The organism is Ruegeria sp. AM2 (assembly GCF_056540685.1).
Map to the genome: position 1 here is coordinate 998,485 of NZ_JBQFXE010000001.1, position 20,424 is coordinate 1,018,908.

The 20,424-nt window shown below is 57.9% G+C and carries 19 protein-coding genes and 1 other RNA gene; 8 read left to right on the forward strand and 12 right to left on the reverse strand.

Annotation, left to right across the window (positions count from 1 at the left end):
• The first annotated feature begins 2 nt into the window (after nt 1-2).
• Complete coding sequence (locus ACR0CR_RS04990) at nt 3-1,664, forward strand: FAD-binding dehydrogenase (RefSeq protein WP_480597292.1); 1,662 nt, start codon at nt 3-5, stop codon at nt 1,662-1,664.
• A 1-nt stretch (nt 1,665) separates the two neighbouring features.
• Here the strand turns inward: ACR0CR_RS04990 and ACR0CR_RS04995 are convergent, their stop codons facing one another.
• From ACR0CR_RS04995 to ACR0CR_RS05005, 3 genes are all read right to left on the reverse strand, one after another.
• Nucleotides 1,666-2,412: a YbaY family lipoprotein gene (locus ACR0CR_RS04995; RefSeq protein WP_480597294.1), complete on the reverse strand. Its 747-nt coding sequence runs from the start codon at nt 2,410-2,412 to the stop codon at nt 1,666-1,668.
• 96 nt (nt 2,413-2,508) lie between these two features.
• Complete coding sequence (locus tag ACR0CR_RS05000) at nt 2,509-4,287, reverse strand: SLC13 family permease (RefSeq protein ID WP_480597296.1); 1,779 nt, start codon at nt 4,285-4,287, stop codon at nt 2,509-2,511.
• Between the two features lie 90 nt (nt 4,288-4,377).
• The gene (locus ACR0CR_RS05005; RefSeq protein ID WP_480597299.1) at nt 4,378-5,193 is read right to left on the reverse strand and encodes a TIGR00282 family metallophosphoesterase; all 816 of its coding nucleotides are present in this window, start codon (nt 5,191-5,193) and stop codon (nt 4,378-4,380) included.
• An 87-nt stretch (nt 5,194-5,280) separates the two neighbouring features.
• Between ACR0CR_RS05005 and ACR0CR_RS05010 the strand changes: the two genes are divergently transcribed.
• Nucleotides 5,281-5,508, forward strand: a complete 228-nt coding sequence (locus ACR0CR_RS05010; RefSeq protein ID WP_480597301.1) for a putative hemolysin — start codon at nt 5,281-5,283, stop codon at nt 5,506-5,508.
• Here the strand turns inward: ACR0CR_RS05010 and ACR0CR_RS05015 are convergent.
• Nucleotides 5,505-6,068, reverse strand: a complete 564-nt coding sequence (locus ACR0CR_RS05015) for a 5-formyltetrahydrofolate cyclo-ligase (RefSeq protein WP_480597303.1) — start codon at nt 6,066-6,068, stop codon at nt 5,505-5,507. The two genes, ACR0CR_RS05010 and ACR0CR_RS05015, sit on opposite strands and share 4 nt — an antisense overlap.
• Nucleotides 6,065-7,459, reverse strand: coding sequence for a magnesium transporter (gene mgtE, locus ACR0CR_RS05020; RefSeq protein WP_480597305.1), 1,395 nt, complete (start codon nt 7,457-7,459; stop codon nt 6,065-6,067). The genes ACR0CR_RS05015 and mgtE overlap by 4 nt, the downstream gene beginning before the upstream one ends.
• A 139-nt stretch (nt 7,460-7,598) precedes the next feature.
• Here mgtE and guaD point away from each other — a divergent pair, with 139 nt between their 5' ends.
• Nucleotides 7,599-8,888, forward strand: a complete 1,290-nt coding sequence (gene guaD / locus ACR0CR_RS05025; protein WP_480597306.1) for a guanine deaminase — start codon at nt 7,599-7,601, stop codon at nt 8,886-8,888.
• A gap of 28 nt (nt 8,889-8,916) precedes the next feature.
• Here the strand turns inward: guaD and ACR0CR_RS05030 are convergent, their stop codons facing one another.
• The 3 genes from ACR0CR_RS05030 to ACR0CR_RS05040 all read right to left on the reverse strand — a co-directional run bounded on the left by ACR0CR_RS05030 (nt 8,917) and on the right by ACR0CR_RS05040 (nt 11,575).
• Complete coding sequence (locus ACR0CR_RS05030; protein WP_480597308.1) at nt 8,917-10,251, reverse strand: 8-oxoguanine deaminase; 1,335 nt, start codon at nt 10,249-10,251, stop codon at nt 8,917-8,919.
• Between the two features lie 114 nt (nt 10,252-10,365).
• Nucleotides 10,366-11,157, reverse strand: coding sequence for a histidinol-phosphatase (gene hisN / locus ACR0CR_RS05035; RefSeq protein ID WP_480597310.1), 792 nt, complete (start codon nt 11,155-11,157; stop codon nt 10,366-10,368).
• Between the two features lie 46 nt (nt 11,158-11,203).
• Nucleotides 11,204-11,575, reverse strand: a complete 372-nt coding sequence (locus ACR0CR_RS05040) for a helix-turn-helix domain-containing protein (RefSeq protein WP_480597313.1) — start codon at nt 11,573-11,575, stop codon at nt 11,204-11,206.
• Nucleotides 11,576-11,912: 337 nt separating this feature from the next.
• Here ACR0CR_RS05040 and ACR0CR_RS05045 point away from each other — a divergent pair, with 337 nt between their 5' ends.
• Entirely contained in the window at nt 11,913-12,872 is a 960-nt protein-coding gene (locus ACR0CR_RS05045; RefSeq protein ID WP_480597315.1) for an NADPH:quinone oxidoreductase family protein, read from the forward strand.
• 3 nt (nt 12,873-12,875) lie between these two features.
• Here ACR0CR_RS05045 and ACR0CR_RS05050 read toward each other — a convergent pair whose 3' ends face one another.
• The gene (locus ACR0CR_RS05050; protein WP_480597318.1) at nt 12,876-13,757 is read right to left on the reverse strand and encodes a LysR family transcriptional regulator; all 882 of its coding nucleotides are present in this window, start codon (nt 13,755-13,757) and stop codon (nt 12,876-12,878) included.
• A gap of 127 nt (nt 13,758-13,884) precedes the next feature.
• Here ACR0CR_RS05050 and ACR0CR_RS05055 point away from each other — a divergent pair, with 127 nt between their 5' ends.
• The 3 genes from ACR0CR_RS05055 (at nt 13,885) to ACR0CR_RS05065 (ending at nt 18,123) form a co-directional block, all read left to right on the forward strand.
• Nucleotides 13,885-14,103, forward strand: coding sequence for a DUF1127 domain-containing protein (locus ACR0CR_RS05055; protein ID WP_480597320.1), 219 nt, complete (start codon nt 13,885-13,887; stop codon nt 14,101-14,103).
• 174 nt (nt 14,104-14,277) lie between these two features.
• Complete coding sequence (locus ACR0CR_RS05060; RefSeq protein ID WP_480597322.1) at nt 14,278-15,054, forward strand: Bax inhibitor-1/YccA family protein; 777 nt, start codon at nt 14,278-14,280, stop codon at nt 15,052-15,054.
• 480 nt (nt 15,055-15,534) lie between these two features.
• Entirely contained in the window at nt 15,535-18,123 is a 2,589-nt protein-coding gene (locus ACR0CR_RS05065; RefSeq protein WP_480597324.1) for a calcium-binding protein, read from the forward strand.
• A 226-nt stretch (nt 18,124-18,349) separates the two neighbouring features.
• Here ACR0CR_RS05065 and ACR0CR_RS05070 read toward each other — a convergent pair whose 3' ends face one another.
• Together ACR0CR_RS05070 and rpmG are read right to left on the reverse strand one after the other, a co-directional pair.
• Entirely contained in the window at nt 18,350-18,856 is a 507-nt protein-coding gene (locus ACR0CR_RS05070) for a hypothetical protein (protein WP_480597326.1), read from the reverse strand.
• Nucleotides 18,857-19,079: 223 nt separating this feature from the next.
• Nucleotides 19,080-19,247 (reverse strand): 50S ribosomal protein L33, encoded by a 168-nt coding sequence (gene rpmG, locus ACR0CR_RS05075; protein ID WP_005630270.1) that lies wholly within the window; start codon nt 19,245-19,247, stop codon nt 19,080-19,082.
• Between the two features lie 371 nt (nt 19,248-19,618).
• Between rpmG and ACR0CR_RS05080 the strand changes: the two genes are divergently transcribed.
• Nucleotides 19,619-19,951 carry a GYD domain-containing protein gene (locus ACR0CR_RS05080; RefSeq protein WP_170655751.1) on the forward strand — a complete coding sequence of 111 codons (333 nt, stop codon included), beginning with the start codon at nt 19,619-19,621 and terminating at the stop codon, nt 19,949-19,951.
• Nucleotides 19,952-19,958: 7 nt separating this feature from the next.
• On the opposite strand, the gene rnpB is transcribed toward ACR0CR_RS05080, so the two are convergent.
• Nucleotides 19,959-20,356: RNase P RNA component class A (gene rnpB / locus ACR0CR_RS05085), an RNA gene on the reverse strand.
• Nucleotides 20,357-20,424: the final 68 nt, after the last annotated feature.

Below are 20,424 nucleotides of genomic sequence, written 5' to 3' on the forward strand. Positions count from 1 at the left end.
GCATGACCAACAACACCGCAGACGCGATTGTCGTGGGCGCCGGGCTTGCCGGGTTGGCCGCCGCGGCAGAGCTGGGGGACCGGGGCAAAAAAGTCATCATTCTGGATCAGGAACCCGCGCATTTTCTGGGCGGTCAGGCGTTTTGGAGCCTCGGCGGGCTGTTCATGGTCAACACTCCGGAACAGCGCCGGATGGGTATTCGCGACAGCCATGATCTGGCGCTGCGTGACTGGATGGGCAGCGCGCAGTTCCACCGCGAAGAAGACGCATGGCCGCGCAAATGGGCCGAGGCTTATGTTGAATTTGCCGCCGGAGAAATGCGCCCCTGGCTGCACGAGATGGGCCTGCGCTGGTTTCCCATCGTCGGCTGGGCCGAACGCGGCGGGTCATACGCGGACGGGCATGGAAACTCGGTTCCCCGGTTTCACATCACGTGGGGCACCGGGCCAGGCGTGCTGAAACATTTCACGCGCCGTGTCCGCGAACATGTTGATGCTGGGCTGATCGAGTTGAAGTTCCGGCATCAGGTCAGTCACATCATCATGCAAAACGGGTGTGCCAAAGGCGTTTCGGGCGAAGTTCTGGCCGATGACACCGCCAAACACGGGGCAAAAACCAACCGCGATGAGGTGGGCGAGTTCGAGGTATATGCGCCCTCGATTATCGTCAGCTCCGGTGGCATCGGCGGCAATTTCGAGATGGTGCGCAAGAACTGGCCCCGCGACTGGTTGGGCGATCCACCCAAAGACATGGTTGCCGGTGTGCCTTTCCATGTTGATGGCCGCATGATCCCGATCAGCGAGAAGGCGGGCGGTCACGTGATCAATGGCGACCGGATGTGGCACTATACCGAGGGCGTGCGGAATTGGGATCCGATCTGGCCCGCGCATGGCATCCGAATCCTGCCCGGCCCCAGTTCGATGTGGTTCGATGCGCAGGGCAACCGGATGAAACCGCCTTGTATGCCGGGGTTCGATACGCTGGGGACGCTTAGGGAAATCTTGAAAACCGGCTATGAATACAGTTGGTTCGTGCTGACCCAGAAGGTGATCAAGAAGGAATTCGCGCTGTCGGGCTCGGAACAGAACCCGGACATGACTGAGGGCGGCTGGCGCGAGGTGCTGTTCCAGCGGGTGCTGACCGGATCAAAGGCCACTGCTCCGGTCGAGGCGTTCAAACAGCATGGAGAGGACTTTATCGTCGCCAATACGCTCAGCGAGTTGGTACGCGGCATGAACCAGATGGGCGAAGCAACCATTGACGAGGCGCATCTGCGCGCCCAGATCGAGGCGCGGGACAGTCAGGTCGACAACCCCTTTACCAAGGACGCCCAGATGGCGGCCATTTTGGCCGCGCGCAACTATCGCGGAGACAGGCTGATCCGCACCGCCAAACCCCACAAATTCCTCGATCCGAATAACGGCCCGCTGATTGCCGTCAAGCTGCATGTGCTGACGCGCAAGACGCTGGGCGGATTGCAGACGAACCTCGACAGCCAGATGATCGGCTCGGATGGTCAGGTTGTTCCAGGCCTGTTCGCTGCCGGTGAGGTCGCGGGGTTCGGTGGCGGCGGCTATCACGGTTACAACGCGCTGGAAGGTACCTTCCTGGGCGGCTGCATCTTCTCGGGCCGCAACGCAGGCCGGTCGCGTGCCGTCGCCTGACCTAAGGCGTGCGAATGAACTTCAGAACCGGCTCACCGGCCGCATCGAGCAGCACGAGGCTGTCCCCGGCGACCGCATAGCTGGTCACCTGTTGCAGCGCGGCAAAGAAATCATCCTCAACCTGTTCCAATTCAGGTGGGCAAGCCATCAGCGTGGCCGCCATGTTGTCGGGAAACTCCAGCATTGGGCCCGACAGGTCAGCCTGACCCGAAAAACGGTTACACCCTCCGGTCCCGCTGAACGATCCATCTTGGGCAAAGGACAGCTGCGGCGGGCGTTGAGTATTCAGAACATCGGCATTGATGCCAATGGCTGTCCAATTGGTGCTTTCCAGCGTCGCACCCCCCTGACCCGTGGTCTGCACCAGAACAAGGTCAGTTGTGTCCCCTGCCCCATTGGTCAGCACAGGATGGACCGTATCGGTGGTAAACAGCAGATCGGCGCCGCGATAGATCGCGCCCCGAATGGCATAGGTCATGCCGTCCCGGATCAGGGCGTCATCGTATGACAATTCGAATTTCGCAGGCACACCCGTCAGCGCATATCGTTGCGCGGCCAGCGTCACCGCGGGCGCATCCGCGCGCGACACATCCTGCAGCTCGACATAGAGCGTTGCGTCCTCGGGAACGGCGATCCGTTCTCGGTATGTTGCGGTTCCGCTTACGGTTCCGGCGTGGCTCTGACTACCCAGAATGGTCAGCACGATTGCCGCAGCCACGATGGCTTTGCCGAGATTTGGAAAAGGCATGGTCGCATCCTTTCACATTCGTCCTTGGTGAAAAGATTGTGGCCGGATCAGTATTTACAAGAGGAGGATGCTCAAATCGGCGAAACGACGCCTGCGCTACAGCGGCCAGATGAACGGAATCAGAAGTGAGGCAAGCAGGCCCACGGTCAGATTCAGCGGCACGCCCACCTTAAGGAAATCCGTGAACCGATAGCCGCCCGGGCCATAGACCATCATGTTGGTCTGATAGCCGATCGGTGTCGCGAATGAGGCCGAAGCCGCCACCATCACCGCCACCACCAGCGGGCGTGGATCAATGCCCACCGCCTGCGCCAAACCGATGGCAATCGGCGTCACCACAACGGCAACCGCATTGTTGGAAACCAGTTCGGTCAAGACCGAGGTCAGCAGGTAAACGGCCCAAATGATCAGGAAGGGCGGTAGCGCGCTGAGGCCCGGAGCAATAGCCTCGACAATCAGCGACACGGCGCCTGATTTGTCCAGCGCGGCCCCAATGGCCAGCATGGAAAAGATCAGCGCCAGCAGGCGGCCTTCGACAAAGGAAAACGCCTCATCCGCGTCGATACAGCGCGTTATGAGAACAACTGCAACAGCCAGAATGGACAAGAGCAAGATCGGAGCCACGCCCAGCGCGGCCAATGCAACGATCCCGATCAGGGCACCGATCGCAATCGGCGCATGGCTGCGCCGGAAAGCGCGAGCCGAGGGTTGCGTGACATCAACCATATCCATGTCAGCGGCCAGTTTCTGAATATCCGCCGGTGAGCCTTCCAGCAGCAGAGTGTCGCCGACCCGCACCACCAGATCATCCAGTTGCCGCCCGATATTCTGGTTCCGTCGATGGACAGCCAGCACATAAACACCATAACGGCGACGCAGGCGCATTGCGCCCAGAGTACGCCCGACCATCCGGCAGCCTGGGGTAATCAGCACCTCAACCGTCTTGGTCTCAACCGCCGAGACCTGATCCACGCGCTTCAGTTCCTTGTTGCTTTGCAAGCTGAGCAACTCAGTCATCTCGGTGCGCAGAACGACGCGATCGCCCAAGCGCAGCTCAACCCCTTTGAGGTTACGACGCAGCGATTCATCGCCGCGGATCAGATCGATCAACCTCACCCCGGGGCGTTTAAAAAGCTGAACGCCGGTTACTTCACGACCGATCAGGTTGCTTTCGGGGGGAATGACCGCCTCGGTAAAGAATTTCATCTTGGACCGATCCGTCAGCATCGAGGCCATACTATCGCGATCCGGCAGCAGGCGCGGCGCGATGAACCGCAGATAAACCATGCCGTAGATCACCAAGGCGATGCCCAGGGGCGTGACCTCAAAAATCGTGAACGGTGCCATACCCTGCGACCGGGCGACACCGTCAACAAGTAGGTTCGTCGAGGTGCCGATCAGCGTGAGCGTACCGCCGAGAATGGCGGCATAACTCAGCGGGATCAGCAGTTTCGAGGCCGGTACGCCCAGCGTGCGGGCAATCTGGATGAATACCGGGATCATGACGACAACAACCGGCGTGTTTGACACCACAGCCGAGGCGATAATCACAAAGGCCATCAAAAGTGCAATGGCAATGCGCGGGTTCACCTGCGCTTGCTTTTGCGCGGTTGAAGTAAAGGCATCCAGCGCCCCGGTTCGAACCAGCGCCCCCATGATGATGAACATCGCGGCGATGGTCCAAGGCGCGGGGTTGGACAAAACGGCCAACGCGCTTTGGTAAGGCAGGATACCCGTGACCAGCATCAATGCGACGCCACCGATGGCCACGACCTCGGTCGGATAAACCTCGCGCAGGAACATGATGAACATGCCCGCAACGATCATCAGCGCCAGTATCGCGCTGCCCATCTCTGTCAGTTGAAGGAATTGCATTCGTGGTATTCTGTCCGAACCCTGGCTTGGCTTGCGCGCCCGACAGGCAGTTTCCCGCATTGCAGGCAGCAGGGCAAGCCTGTCATTGCTTTATTGCGGCCCTGCCTGCTGCAAACGCCCGCCGATGCGTACCATTTGAACAGATTTGGCCTGCCCGTCGCGGTCGTCAGTTTCAACAAAAACACCGCTCAGCGTAGCCTCACCGTTGGCCGGGGTGAACCGCGCTTTGGGCATGCCGGTGATAAAGCGCCGCATCGGTTCGACCTTGTCCATGCCGATGACCGAGTCATAATCTCCGCACATCCCGGCATCCGTCAGATAGGCCGTGCCGCCCGGCAGGATCTGCGCGTCCGCCGTCGGCACATGCGTATGCGTGCCCACCACCAGGCTGGCGCGTTTGTCGCAATAATGCCCCATCGCCATCTTCTCGGATGTCGCTTCGCAATGCATATCGACAATGATCGCCTGCGCCTGCCCGCCGCGCGGATGAGACTTCAGGACCGGCTCAATGGCCGAGAACGGGTCATCAAACGGCCGCTTCATGAAAACCTGCCCCAGAACCTGAACCACCAGCACTTTGCGTCCACCCGGTGCGGTATACAGGCGATGCCCACGCCCCGGCGCGCCCTTGGCAAAATTCACCGGGCGCACGATGCGCGGCTCATTCTCGATGAATTGCAGCATGTCCTTCTGGTCGAACGCATGATCGCCCAAGGTCAGGCAATCTGCCCCTGCATCCAGCAGCAGCTTGGCGTGATCCCCGGTCAGCCCCATCCCGTTCGATGCATTCTCGCCATTGACCACAACGAAATCCAACCGCCAATCGTCTCGCAGACGTGGCAGATGCTGCTGAACGGCCGCACGCCCGGCGCGGCCCATCACGTCACCCAGAAACAGTATTCTCATTCAATCCGTCCTAAGTGTGGTATCCGCCAAGCACAAGTGGTTAAACTCATGTCATAATCTGCGAATCTGATTGGACAGGAGATTGCAATGACCCGTTTCCTTGCTGTTGCCGCAGCGCTGACCACCGTTGCAGCGTGCGATCAGGCATCGGACCAATCGACCGAATTGGCGAACCCTGCAGCCACGAATTGCATCGAAAAGGGCGGCAAATACGAAATTCAAGACGGTGAGAATGGTCAGACCGGGATCTGCACCCTGCCCGATGGATCCAAACATGACGCGTGGGAATTGTTCCGCGCAGAAAACATGGGCTAGGGATCGAAAGTCAGAACGCGGCTTTCCGTGATCACCATATTCAAAGGCTGGTCGGTCGGCTCTAGCGGCAATTCACCCGCTTCTTGCGCGTCGAAGGCAAAACCGATTGCCAGTGTCGGTCTTGTGGCGCGCAGCATCTCCAGCGTCCGGTCGTAAAACCCGCCGCCATAGCCCAGCCGTCCGCCCCGCGCATCAAAAGCCACCAGCGGCACAATCAGGATTTCGGGGTCGAAATAGTCGTCAACCTCGGGCACTTTCGCGCCGAACGGGCCATCCTTAAGCGCGCCTTCGGGCGTCCATCGGGAAAACTTCAATGGTTGCCCTGCGGCCTGAATGACCGGCACGCCGACCGGACCATAGGCCGAGGCTTCGGCCATCGCGGGCAATGGGTCAATCTCGGTCCGGATCGGCATGTATCCCGACATCGGCACGCCGCGGTGGCCTGCCAGCACCTCGGACAAGCGCCCGGCCACTCCGGGCGGACGCGCATCAAACGCCTGCTTGCGACGCGCAAATGCCGCTTTGCGCGCGGCGGCTTTTATCTCGGTCAGATCGGTCACAGAAGTACCACGCTGGCAAGGCCAAGAAACAGGAAGAACCCCATGACGTCCGTCGTGGTCGTCACGAAAGTACCGGATGCCAGCGCCGGGTCTGCGCCCAGCCGGTCCAGCACCACCGGTACTACCGTACCAACAAAGCCTGCGATGATCATATTCACGACCAAGGCGCAGCCGATCACGACACCCAGCAACGGAGAGTCGAACCACATCATCCCGACTGTCCCCAACACGATGGCAAAACACAGCCCGTTCAGCATCCCAACCAACAATTCCCGTCGGATCACTCGCATGACGTTCGACCCGGTGAGGTCCCGCGTCGCCAATGCCCGAACCGCCACGGTCAGAGATTGAGTCCCGGCATTGCCACCCATCGAAGCCACAATCGGCATCAGGATCGCCAGGGCCACCAGCTGATCAATCGCGGCCTCAAATTGCGAGATCACAAGCGAAGCACAGATCGCCGTGCAGAGGTTCACCGCCAGCCACGGAAGGCGCCGCTTGCTGGTCGCCGCCACACTGTCCGAGATCGAGCTTTCATCGCTGACGCCCGCAAGACGCAACATGTCTTCCTCGTATTCTTCGTCCAGAACAACCATTGCATCGTCGATGGTGATCACACCGACGAGGCGTCCATCGGCATCCACAACCGGGGCCGAGATCAGGTGGTATTGGTTGAACGCGTAGGCGACGTCTTCCTCGTCCTGATCGACGGGGATGGTGTGAAACTCTTCTTCCGCTATATCCTGCAACTGTGCTTCGCGTCGTGTCGCCATGAGCTTGCCCAGCGTGACCTGAGCGACCGGTTTCAGGCGAGGGTCGACCAGAACCACATGATAGAACTGCTCGGGCAGGTCGTCATTGGCGCGCATGAAGTCAATGGCCTGCCCGACGGTCCAATGGTCAGGCGCCATGACCACCTCGCGCTGCATAAGACGACCGGCTGAGTTTTCGGGATAGGACAGCGCCTGTTCTGCCGCGACGCGCTCGGAATCCTCCAAAACGTCCAGAATCGCCTCTTGCTGAGGCTCTTCGAGGTCTTCGAGCAGGTCGACGACATCGTCGCTTTCCATGTCGCGAACGGCCTCGGCCAAAACGTCGGGGCGCAGGACGTTGATGACTTCTTCGCGGACGGCTTCATCCAGTTCGGACAGGATATCGCCGTCGAACTCTTTGTCATAAAGCCGGATCAGGCGCGCCCGGTCGTAGGGATTGATCTGTTCCAGAAGGTCGGCGATGTCGGCCGCATGCAGCGGCTCCATCAGCTCAATCAGTTTGTCGCGATCATCTACATCAACCGCGTACAGGATCGCGGCCACGGTCCGGCGGTCCAGCGCGTAAACGTCCTCGTCCCGGGGCTGATCGGGTTCGGCCTCATCGATGCCTGTCGTCATGCGCTGCCCCCTTGTCTCGGCGATTGCCCCCTAAATAGAAGAAGCAGCTAGCGGAAAACAATGACAATGCTCGGATTTACCCGCAACTTTCCCCCGCTTATGCTGATCTGCGGCATCAATCAGGCGGAGAATAAGGCAAATGGCGCAAAAGACGCTTCTCAAAGGACGCGTGCTGAGTTTTTCAGGCTCCCCGTTCGAAGGGGACCCCACCGAGGCCGCCGAAACCAACGAGGCCGTGGTGATCGAAGACGGGCACATCGCCGCCGTGGGCTCTGCGTCCGATCTGTTGGCCACCCATTCTGATGCGGTGGTCAAGGACCATGGCGACCACTTGATTATGGCGGGGTTTGTCGATCCCCATGTGCATTACCCGCAGACAGCGATGATCGCGAGTTGGGGCAAGCGGCTGATCGACTGGTTGAACACCTATACGTTTCCGGAAGAGATGAAGTTTGACTCTCCGGAATACGCCGCCGAAATCGCCAACCGTTACCTCGACCTGACTGCGGCACATGGCACAACGACCATGAGCAGCTTTTGCACAATCCACCCAGAAAGCGTCGACGCCTTTTTCTCGGCCGCGCAAGCGCGTGGACAACGCGTAGTCGCAGGCAAGACCTGCATGGACCGCAACGCCCCGGACGGGCTGCGGGACACGGCGCAGACTGCTTATGATCAGTCACAAGCATTGCTGGAAAAATGGCACGGGATAGATCGCCTGTCCTATGCCATCACGCCACGGTTTTCGCCCACATCAACCCCCGAACAGTTAGAAGCGATGGGCGCGTTGTGGGCGGAGTATCCGCACTGCCTGATGCAAACGCATCTTTGCGAGCAGACGGACGAAATCGAATGGGTGCGATCCCTGTTCCCGCGTGCGCGCGATTATCTGGATACATATGAGAAATACGGCCTGCTTGGGCGCAATGGCCTTTACGGTCACGTTATCCATCTGGAACCGCGCGAACGCGACCGCTTGCGCGAGGTTGATGCCGCGCTCATCCACTGTCCGACCTCGAATACATTCATCGGATCGGGTCTTTTCGACATGGAGGGCCTGATGCGCGAAGGACACCGCGTGGGCCTGGCAACAGACACAGGCGGCGGATCGAGCTTTTCAATGCTGCACACGATGGCGGCGGCCTATGAGATCGGTCAGTTGCGAGGCACTCCGCTGCACCCCGCGCAACTGTTGTGGCTTGGCACGGTTGGGTCTGCCCGAACGCTGCGCATGGATGGCTCAATTGGCAATATCGCGCCGGGCATGGAGGCGGATTTGGTCGTAATCGACCTGGCATCGACCCCCTCCATTTCCCAGCGCGAGGCCCATGCGGACACCCTGTGGGAGGCGGTGTTTCCAACGATCATGATGGGCGACGACCGGGCGATTTCCGAGGTTTGGATCGGTGGCACCCGAGTTGCCACATGACTTCAGCGTGTTCGAGCAAAGGCCTCGATCAATTCCGAAGCGTCCGCGCAAGCGCGTTCTGGCGTTCGATCACTTTGGGCAGGTCCAGCGTCGTGATCTGACCGTCACTTACGATCTGACGGCCTTCGACGAACAGATGCTTCACGCGCATAGGCCCCGCCAACAGCAGCGCAGCGGGGTCCCAACTGCCGGCGCTTTCGATGGATCGCGCGTCCCAAATGGCAATGTCCGCGCGCTTGCCGGGCATCAACCTGCCGCAATCGGGCCGGTTCAGCACATCCGCTCCGCCGCGCGTTGCAATCTCTAGCGCCTCGCGCGACGACATGGCATCGGCCCCGAAGGCCACGCGTTGCAGCAGCATGGCTTGTCGCGCTTCAATGAACAGGCTGCCGTTGTCGTTGCTCGCCGACCCGTCAGCACCGAGCCCCACTGGAACGCCGTGATCCCGCATAGCCCGCACTGGCGCGATACCCGACCCAAGCCGACAATTCGAACACGGACAGTGGGCAACGCCCGTCTGGGTCCGGGCGAACAAGTCGATTTCGCTGGCATCGAGCTTCACACAATGGGCGTGCCAGACATCGGCGCCGGTCCACCCCAGCTCCTCAGCATATTGGCCAGGCCGGCAACCGAATTGCGCCTGTGAATAGGCGACGTCTTCGTCGTTTTCGGCCAGGTGGGTGTGCAACATGACACCCTTGTCGCGGGCAAGCAGCGCCGTATCACGCATCAATTCGCGGCTGACCGAGAACGGAGAGCACGGGGCCAGCCCAACCCGGCACATCGCCCCTTCGCTGGGATCGTGAAAGGCATCTACTACGAGGATCATGTCATCCAGGATGTCTGCTTCGGCCTCCACCAACGCGTCCGGCGGCAACCCGCCTTTGCTTTCACCGATACTCATCGCCCCACGCGTGGGGTGAAACCGCAATCCGATCTCGGCGGCGGCCGCAATCGTGTCGTCCAGGCGCGAACCGTTGGGATAAAGGTACAAGTGATCCGAACTGAGTGTGCAGCCCGACAACGCCAGTTCGGCCAGCCCAATTTGAGCTGACGTGAACATCTCATCCGGCCCAAACCTTGCCCAAATCGGATAGAGTGTTTTGAGCCATCCAAACAACAACGCATCCTGCCCGCCGGGTACGGCGCGGGTCAGCGTCTGGTACAGGTGATGATGGGTGTTCACCAAGCCGGGTGTCACGACGCAGCCTGAGGCGTCATGTACTTCGCCGGTTGTGGTCAAACCCTGGCCAATCTGGGTGATTGCGCCGTCCCGTATCAGCAAGTCGGCATTCGCCAATTCTTGCCGTGTGTCATCCATGGTCAGGATAACATCCGCATTTTTGATCAGTGTTTCAGGCATTTGGTCACTCCTGCATTTGCCCGTCTCATGCATGGAGTGTTCGGCTGGTGGAAAACGGGCATAAGAACCAGCCTCCGCAACCCTAGATCGGTTCAACCAACCTTTCAATACGGTTCAGAAGGTCCGCAGGATTTCCAAAGCAGCGGCATGGATATCCGCATTGGCCGCCGCAAGTGCGCGTCCGCCGTCATGCGCCGGGTTGCCTTGCCAATCCGTTACGATCCCCCCTGCGGCCTGAATCACCGCAATCGGGGCCTGAATATCGTAGGCGTTCAAACCAGCCTCAATCACCAGATCCACCTGCCCTGCCGCCAGCAGAGCATAAGCATAGCAATCCATGCCGTACCTGGTCAGTTTTGCGTGCTTGGCCACAGCGCGAAATGCTTCGGCTTCGGTTTCGGTTCCGACCTCGGGGAATGTTGTGAAAACAATGGCCTGGCCCAACGTGGTTGTGTCCCGAGTGCCAAGGGAATTTTTGCCGGTCGGGCCGTCGACAAAAGCCTGCCCCTCTCCTCCGACAAATCGTTCGCCGATATAGGGCTGATCGATCACGCCAAGAACCGGGCCAGTTGCTGAACTCAGCGCGATCAGCACCCCCCAGGTCGGAGTCCCGCTGATAAATCCGCGCGTCCCGTCGATCGGGTCCAGAACCCAAACACGGCCCGAAGTTCCCTCGGAACGCCCGAACTCTTCTCCCAAAATCCCATCTTCCGGCCGGTGTTCGGCGAGAACCGCGCGCATGGCTTGTTCCGCCTCGCGATCGGCTGCAGTCACAGGATCAAAGCCGGAATCCAGTTTGTTGTCAGTTGCGAGATTGGATTGTCGAAAAAACGGAAGAATGGCCGCGCGCGCTGCATCGGCCATTTCTTCGGCTATATCCAGATCGGTGCGAGACGTCTTTTGCATGGGTAACCCGTGCGGAAACTACCCTGCGAAGTCAAGCCGATTTAGGTCAGGCCACGTCACTCAGTACGCGTGCCAATTCAAACAAGCGGCGGCGCTGATTTTCGGGGATCGCATAGTAAGACCGAACAAGGTCCAGCGCCTCTTTGTCGCCCATCAGATCGGCAGGTACAGACTTTTTGTCCGAATCGCTCTTTTGTACTTCTTCGAGGCCTTCGAAAAAGAAACTTACAGGAACGTCCAAAGCCTCGGCGATATCCCAAAGGCGAGACGCGCTGATCCGGTTGGCACCCGTTTCATATTTTTGGATCTGCTGAAACTTGATACCAACTTGCTGAGCCAGCTGCTGTTGGGTCATGCCAATCAGCCAGCGGCGGTGCCGGACGCGTTTGCCCACATGGACATCGACGTGATGGGTCATTGGTAGTCTCCTTTACACAAACAACTGTCCGGGACCGTAACAACAGCCATTGCCGCCACGCTAGCGGGTTGCTGATTAAGAACTCCATAACTTGGAACGTGCCTTCCCCGAACAGCACCACGGGCTAATATTGCCGCAAATAATAATTTTTTCAAGCGGGTTGAATCGCCCGCCGCATGTGTTGGTTTGTGGTTGTACAACCCGAGCGGCCTTTTCTTCGTTTTCGAATTGGAAACACTTGCCCGCCAATGCATCACCCGACCCAGCGAAATTCGCGTTGGGAATTGACAATCTTTCCGCCCCGGTCGCCTATGTCCAAAACGGACGGAGAGCTGACATGCAGGCATACCGCGTCTTGACCAGCGGGACCGCCGCACAATTGTGCGAAGCAGAGGATCGGTCACCAGGCGACGGCCAGGTGCGCGTCCAAATTCGGGCCTGCGGTCTGAATTTCGCCGACCTGTTGATGCAGAAAGGCACCTATCAAGACACACCCGACGCACCCTTTACGCTGGGCATGGAGATTGCCGGAATCGTTAGTGAGATTGGAAACAATGTCACTGACCTAAAGCCGGGCGACAGGGTTGCAATTTATTCGGGGCAAGGCGGTCTGGCGGAATACGGCGTTTTTGATGCAGACCGGGTGATTCCCCTGCAGGACTCGATGAGCTTTGAGCATGCCGCTGCGATTCAGATCGCCTACGGCACAAGCCATATTGCGCTGGATCATCGAGCGCAGCTGCAATCGGGTGAAACATTACTGGTCACCGGAGCGGCAGGTGGTGTCGGATTAACTGCCGTCGAGATCGGCAAATTGATGGGAGCAACTGTTATTGCGCAGGCCCGCGGACAGGAAAAGCTTGCCGTGGCGAAACAGGCTGGTGCGGATCACCTGATCGATGCGGATGAGGACCTTAGGGACTGCGTGCGCGCCCTCGGCGGTGCGGATGTTGTCTATGACGCGATTGGGGGTGATACCTTCAAGGCCGCCTTCCGCGCGACCAACCCCGAAGGTCGCCTATTGCCAATTGGATTCGCAGGGGGCGAGGTTCCGCAGATCCCTGCCAATCACCTACTGGTCAAAAACCTGACGGTGATTGGCTTCTACATCGGTGGTTATCTAAAGTTTCGGCCCGAGGTGGTTCGCGACAGCTTTAACACCCTGTTTCAGTGGCACCAAGAAGGGCGCATCAAACCGCACATCAGCCACGTGCTGCCTTTGCAGGACGTGGAAAAGGGAATGGAGCTGCTGCGCGCGCGCAAATCGACCGGCAAAGTTGTCATAACAATGCCCTGAGGGTCAGCTCGCAATCGCCTTGAGCGGCGCAGCACCCAACATGCGGAAATTTTGCCGTACCAAGTCGGCCAGGGCATCCACAATGTCACCGCGACCCTCTCCGGCTCCGTAGAGATTGATCTTATGGGCTGGCAGGTCCGGCAATACGCCCCCCGAATCGATCTGCTCCAGATGGGCGGCTTCGGTCCCGTTGAGCATCGCGTGCACGGCAAGATCGGCGCTTACGGTGGCTTCGATGGTGCGGTCGTTTTCTGTTTCGACCGACAATTCCCAAGGGATGCCCGCCTCGTCCAGCGCGGCAATCACCTGAGGGCGGAACAGGCAGCGCCGCCCCAGTGCCAAAGGGATGGGGCGCTTGCGCCAAGCCGATCCACCCGGCGCTCCGATCCAGCGCAATGGCAATTCGGCGACGGTCTGCGATCCTTCGACACTGGATGGCTCGGTTGTCAGAATCAGGTCGCACTCTCCGCGCTGGTACATATCCTTCAGTTGCAGTGAATAAGACGACACCAATTGAACGCGGACACGCGGGAAATCTGCATTGAACCGCTGTAAGACGCGCGGAATAGCCGGGTAAACGATGTCGTGGGGCACGCCCAGAACCACTTCGCCCTCAAACGCCTGATCCGTCAGTTTCGAAATCACTTCGTCATTCAGAGCGATCATACGCCGGGCATAGGCCAAAAGTTGGTCGCCTGACGCCGTCAGTGCAATCGTGCGCCCGCTGCGGTCCAGCAATTCCAGCCCCAAAAGTTCTTCCAGACGTTTGAGCTGCATCGAAACCGCCGATTGCGTCAGATGCAGGAAACCGGCTGCCCGCGTGACCCCGCCGTGGTCTGCGACCGCCACAAATGAGCGCAGGGTGGTGATGTCCAGATTTCGCATCTTCACGATTCCTTATGGATCACGTCATAAACATTCATTTCCAAAATATGTCACGATGACTCATATTAATCAAGGAAATTGATTGAAGCGTGATGTTTCATCAGATTCTCAGGAAAGGACAAGAGTTATGACACATATCACGATCTCAAAGCCACATCGTTGTGCGCAACCCGCGCGCAGACCCGGCCTGCTGAGCCTGATCGGTCTGGCCCGGCAACGGCGTGCTCTGTCCAAGCTGGATGACGCAGCGCTTGAGGACATTGGCGTCACGCGCGAAGAAGCTGCGGCCGAGGCCGCCCGGCCAATCTGGGATGCGCCCCACAATTGGTACAAACAACTGTATTAATTGGCAAATGGCACCAATTCGGCGGCAAGAATGCCATAGCCGCCGGATTTGCTGACAGTTTTGCTGAGTTTTAGGCGCAAAACTCTTGAAACAGGGGCCACACTTTCCGATATTTGCTGGGAAACCTGCCTGCAATCGCCGGCTGAGAACAGATATTCGAAGGGAGACCCTTATATGGCACAATTTGACACAATCCGGACGGCGGCCGGCGCGCGCGCTGCCGAGATTGATGAGGGCCTGCGCGCCCATATGAATAAGGTTTACGGCACCATGTCCGTAGGCATGCTGATCACCTTTGCGGCAGCTTGGGCGATCGCAGGTCTGGCAACGACAAGTGATCCGTCTGCCGCAGCTGCGCAGATCAGTGCCAATACCTATCTGACATCCTTTGGCGCGACGCTGTTCGCATCGCCGCTGAAATGGGTGATCATGTTTGCACCGCTGGCCTTTGTCTTCGGGTTCAGCGCAGCAATTAACCGCATGTCTGCTGCGGCAGCCCAAACTGTGTTTTACACCTTTGCGGCAGTCATGGGTGTTTCGATCAGCTGGATTTTCCTTGTCTTCACCGGTCAATCGATCATCCAGGTCTTCCTGATCACCGCAATCGCCTTTGCCGGCTTGTCGCTGTATGGCTACACGACCAAGAAAGATCTATCCGCGATGGGTACGTTCCTGATCATGGGCGTCATAGGTCTGATCGTGGCGTCGATCGTAAACATCTTCATCGCATCATCCGCCGTGGCTTTCGCCATTTCGGTGATCGGTGTTCTGATCTTTGCCGGTCTGACCGCATATGACACGCAGAAAATCAAAACCACCTACCTGCAGATGGCTCACTCGGGCGATCAGGAATGGCTGGGCAAAGCAGCGATCATGGGCGCGCTGAGCCTGTATCTGGACTTCATCAACATGTTCATGTTCCTGCTGCAACTGTTCGGCAGCCGAGAGTAACGTAGCTTAAATGCCAAATTAGGCAGGGCGGGTCAGAAATGACCCGCCCTGTTTTCTTTGCGACCAGGACACCTGTCGCGTGCCAAACGCCTGAAGGCCTCGCAGCGATCCAGCCAGAACACCGCCTGCCACCCGACAAAGACCAAAAGCCTTCTTGATAAAGGCAGGACGCCGAACCGGCATGTCGTTCAACCCGTGCCATAACATCCGTGGCGAGGCCGACCTAAACAAATGTAAGATCGCTGGGAAGCAATCAAGCCATTTGTCGAACTGAATGTTTCGTTTGACGATTAGCTGAAAACCTGTACTCACACACAAAACTTTAAGTTCGCACATAATTACTATTAAACATGCCTATCGCAGCGTTTACGTATCTTAATATTAGGATGCTCAATTTTGTGGTAATCTCTCTGGTGTTTTCGCGCTCAATTTTTGCGTCAACAAAGCTTTACTGATCGATTTTTTACGGGGGATTTTTCAATGGCTTTCATAGTCAAACGTGGTGGCGATGACAAAATTTTTGGAACTCGCTGGTCTGATTTCATTTTCTCGGGTCGTGGTGACGACGAGGTTTATGCAGGTGGCGGGTCCGACTTTGTATGGACCGGTCGCGGCAACGACATCGTCAACGGCGGTGCCGGGGCAGATTTTGTAAGAACCGGATCAGGCGACGATATTGCCATTTTCAACTTGGCCGAGAATTCCGGCAGAAGGTGGCATTGGGACAATTACAACGGGGGAAGAGGACAAGATACGCTAAAGCTTGAACTGACAGCCGAGGAATGGTCTGATCCTGAAATCCAAGCCGAGATCGTAGCCTATTTTGAGTATCTCAAATCGGCAACAGGTCGAAAAGCTTTTCAATTTGAAACCATGAAACTGTCGGTGGCCAAGTTCGAAATGGCCGAACTCTATATCGACGGACAGTTGTTTAACCCTCTGAAGGAAGTGATTGATCTTTCCGGGTCGACCGGAGATGAGACGGTCGTAATCACAAGCCCAGTTGGGGGAATTGTCACGACCGGCTCCGGGAACGACGACATCTCCGGGGGTGTCGGCGATGACATAATCCGCAGCGGCGCCGGAAATGATATGATCTATCCCGGCGACGGTGATGACTATGTTGATGCAGGCGCGGGAAACGACACGATTGTCGCAGGACAAGGCGCCGGAGATGATATCTACATTGGCGGGTCGGGCAATGATCTGATCACGTTCTCTTCTTCCAATTCCGACATTGTGATTGACCTACGCGAGACAGATCGAAGTCAATATACGTCCGCGAATTTTGCAACGTTCGCCACAATGGGCGCACTATTATCCAATCCGAATGGTCCTTCGCTTCCCGCAACAACACCAACAGGCTTTGCGGACGGGGCTGACACAAATGTAGATGCGCTTATCGGCATTGAAAGGGTCGTGGGCGGGCAAGCGAATGACACGATTGACGGCTCGGATGTCGACAACGAGCTCGACGGAGCAAACGGCAACGACACGATCCGGGGACATGCCGGAGACGATACGATTTACGGTGGCTCGGGTCTTGATACCCTGTCCGGAGGGAGCGGCGACGATCTTCTGTTGGGCGGCGCCGGTGACGACACGATTGATGGCGGAACCGGATTTGACACCATCGTCTTGTCCGGAAACAGCTCGGACTACACAATAAGCCGGGCACCTACGCCCGGGTTCTATACGGTTGTGGATAATGGCGGAAACGGCGAAGGTACGGACACAATCACTCAGGTCGAAGAAATCACGTTTGATGACGGCACCTTCGGTCTGTGGAATTTCGTTGGATCCATCAGAATCTTCCTGACGAACAACGATGACACTGAATTTGGCACGGATGCCCAGGAACGCTTTTACGGACTGGATGGCAACGACAACATTCAGGGTGGACGGGCATCGGACGAATTCGTCGGTGGCCGGGGGAATGACATCCTAAACGGTGGTGGCATCAATGACCCCAACAACGATGATGATGCCAACTTTGAATGGGATGCCGTCATCTACAGCCTTGAATACGACATTGCGTTTGGCCAAGGCGTCCAGGGCCTTTCCGGAGTGAGCGTCAACCTGACGACCGGCGTTGCAACGGATGTTTTTGGAGACACCGATACCCTGATCGAAATGGAGCGCATCTACGGGACGGTTCTCGATGACACCTTCATCGGCTCAAGTGGAACGGACGCCTTCGACCCGCGCGGCGGGAATGATTTCATCAATGGCGGCGCAGGAAGGGACTACCTGCATTATCACCTGGATTCCGGCTATTACGGTGGTGCCATAAGCGCCATTGTCGTGAATTTCACCGGAGATGGCCAAGGGACCGTTATCGACACTCAGGGCGACACTGATACGTTCTTTGGTATCGAGATCGTGCGGGGAACGAACCTCGATGACACGTTCATTGGGAACGCTGGCTACCAGCAATTTCGCGGCTATGACGGTGCTGACTATTTCGATGGCGGTGCCGATTATGACGTTTTGTCCTACCACGACAGCGCCAATTACGGCGGAACACTGGGCATAGATGTCGACCTTACGGCCGGCACAATTATAGATCCTTGGGGAAACACAGATCAGGTCTTCAACATCGAGGAGGTTCGTGGAACCGGCGTTGCGGACACCATGCGAGCCGCCAACAATATCGACGTCACCTTTAGGGGCGAAGCGGGGAATGACAATCTGGTCGGATTTGGCGGAAATGACAGGCTTTTGGGAGATGAAGGCCAGGATACGCTCTCCGGAGGGGCTGGTCAGGACTATCTCGAAGGAGGCATTGGCGATGACACGCTTTATGGCGGTAGCGGTGACGACTTTATGCAAGGTGGGTCTGGCGCGGACGAGTTCCAATTCATCCCCGGGGACGGGAACGACACAATCGAAGATTTCGAGGTCGGAACAGACAGTCTGGCACTGGTCGGCGGTCTCTCCATATCCAGCTTGTCCGAGGCAGATGTCGATGGGGATGGCGCGCTTGATACGATTGTCGACTTTTCATCGGGCGACAGTGTCACCCTGCTTTTCATAAGCGGGATTGCCGACCCAAACGATCTGCTCTGAGAGGCGGCACAAGAATGTCCAAATGGGTCGGGGGCGTGTGCTACTTCGCCCCCGATCTACGGGTGGGCGTTTTGTGAAATTGTCGTGAAGGAATCGAACAGATCGCATCGAAACCCTTCCGACAAGACCGGCCCCAGAGCATCCTGCTTCGGGGCCTCATTATTTCGCCGCGCGGAATGGGTCACCAAAACGGCGGGTGTTGTTCGTGCAGGCGGATGTCGCGCTATCAGCTACAATTCAAAGGCACCGCAAACCCAGAGCTGCGTTTGGACGACCCTTTGCGATAAACATCGCCCGCGGGCAGGCATCCTGTGAACTGTTCAGCCCTGCGCCCGAAAGCCGCGCCAACCGAATTGTCGATCTTTGGTTCGCCCTCAATCGTGCGGAGAACTCCGAACAATGTGCCATTCACACTGACCGTGCTGAGCAGCAGGTTTGCGCTTTTCCCGGTCAAGACAACGGCGCTGGTGTCCGTGCGGCCGCCATTCTCGATAGCCACTTCCGCGACTTTCGAGATCTCGGACTGTTCGGACACCACTTGTACGGTGGGAATCGCGGCCAGTTCTTCCGGGATATTCGTCGCCGGAGGCAGTTCCGAGGCGACGCCTTGCTTTTCCGAAACTGATTTCGGTTCACCGTCGATTCCGGTAAAACCGATACCTTCGCGGTTAAAGGGGTCCTCGCAAGCCGACAGCGTCAGAATTGCAAGAGCGGGCAACAAGATTTTTTTCATGGCGGTCAACATTTTGGAACGGTTAGCTCAAGCGTAGCGGTACGAGCCGCGAAAAAGCAAGCCGCCTGCAATTCGAATGCCTATTTTGCTGATGCGCCCCTGCAACGCCTTTGAACTCCAAATTGGGCTCCAACGGCGCAAGCATGTGTCGATTTCAACCGGCGCACAAAAAAAGGACCTTGCTGCGGCAAGGTCCCTTTGGCTGTTCGCGTCCGAAGGCTGATTACTTGATCTTGCCTTCTTTGTACTCGACATGTTTCCGAGCAACCGGGTCGTATTTACGAACGGTCATCTTCTCGGTCATGGTGCGCGCGTTCTTTTTGGTCACGTAGAAGTGGCCCGTGCCCGCGGTCGAGTTCAGACGGATCTTGATTGTCGTCGGCTTCGCCATGGTTATCTCCTGCGTCCGAAAAGGCAGGGGCCTTTCGGTTGAATCCTTATGAGCGTGCGCTTTTACCTGCTCGCCCGCCCGAGTCAACCGGATTCGACCGGCTCAGGGAACAATTCAGTAGTTGCGCGGTCAGGTCTGTGTTTGGTGAGTTCACGAGTTTGTGATACCGTTCACCGAATTCAAGGAATTCTGGCCGGTAGGACGGCTTGTTGGCTGACTCCACCAATCGCCATCTACACCACTCACATGATCAACTGGATTCGGGCGCGTTTGCGGTCGCAACCTCTGTTTTTTGCGCTGATGCGCGCGAAACGACCAAGGAGCCGGTCGAATGAAGGGTTCCGCGTGACTTGAGTTCAAAGGAGATAACCATGCCTGTTTTCATCACCTATGCATCTTATTCACAGGACGCCGTCAAAGGGATGCTGAAAAAGCCCGGAGACCGTACAGGTCCCGTGCGGGCCCTTTTGAAGAAAGTCGGCGGCAAGCTTTTGGCGTTCTACGTGACCACGGGTGACAATGATGCTGTCGTCATAACCGAAGTTCCCGACGGCACCGATGCGGTGGCGATCGGGATGGCTGTTGCGGCCTCAGGCGCGGTTTCGAAGGTCGAAACGGTCCGGGCCTGGAAAGCCAAGGACTTTGTGGCAATCCAGAAAAAGGCAGCCAAATTGGCCGGAGCCTATACGCCACCAGGCCGTTGAATAGTGCGTGCGCGGAGGGCCTGTAAGCCGGATCCTGTTCCGGGGTTACCCCCTTCGATGACCATTCCTCTGGGCCGCGCATTGCTGCGCGGCTCAAGCTGCCAACCCGGTCCCTCTTGGCCAAGACGCGCCTAGCGGTGGTATCGACCTGCGCCGACCGACCCGCGCGGGGACCCTATTTGGCATTGCTCCCGGTGGGGCTTGCCCTGCCGCCGCTGTTGCCAGCAGCGCGGTGGGCTCTTACCCCACCGTTTCACCCTTACCACGGACCGAAGCCCAAGGCGGTCTGATTTCTGTGGCGCTTTCCGTCGGGTTGCCCCGCCCGGGCGTTACCCGGCACCGTTGCCTTGTGGAGTCCGGACTTTCCTCTGAGGCTTGCACCTCAGCGGCCATCCGGCCCTCCGCGCGGGGTGTGGGTATGCCTAAGCCCCATCCGCGTCAAGGGGCACAGAGACTGAAGGAGCCAGCCCCTT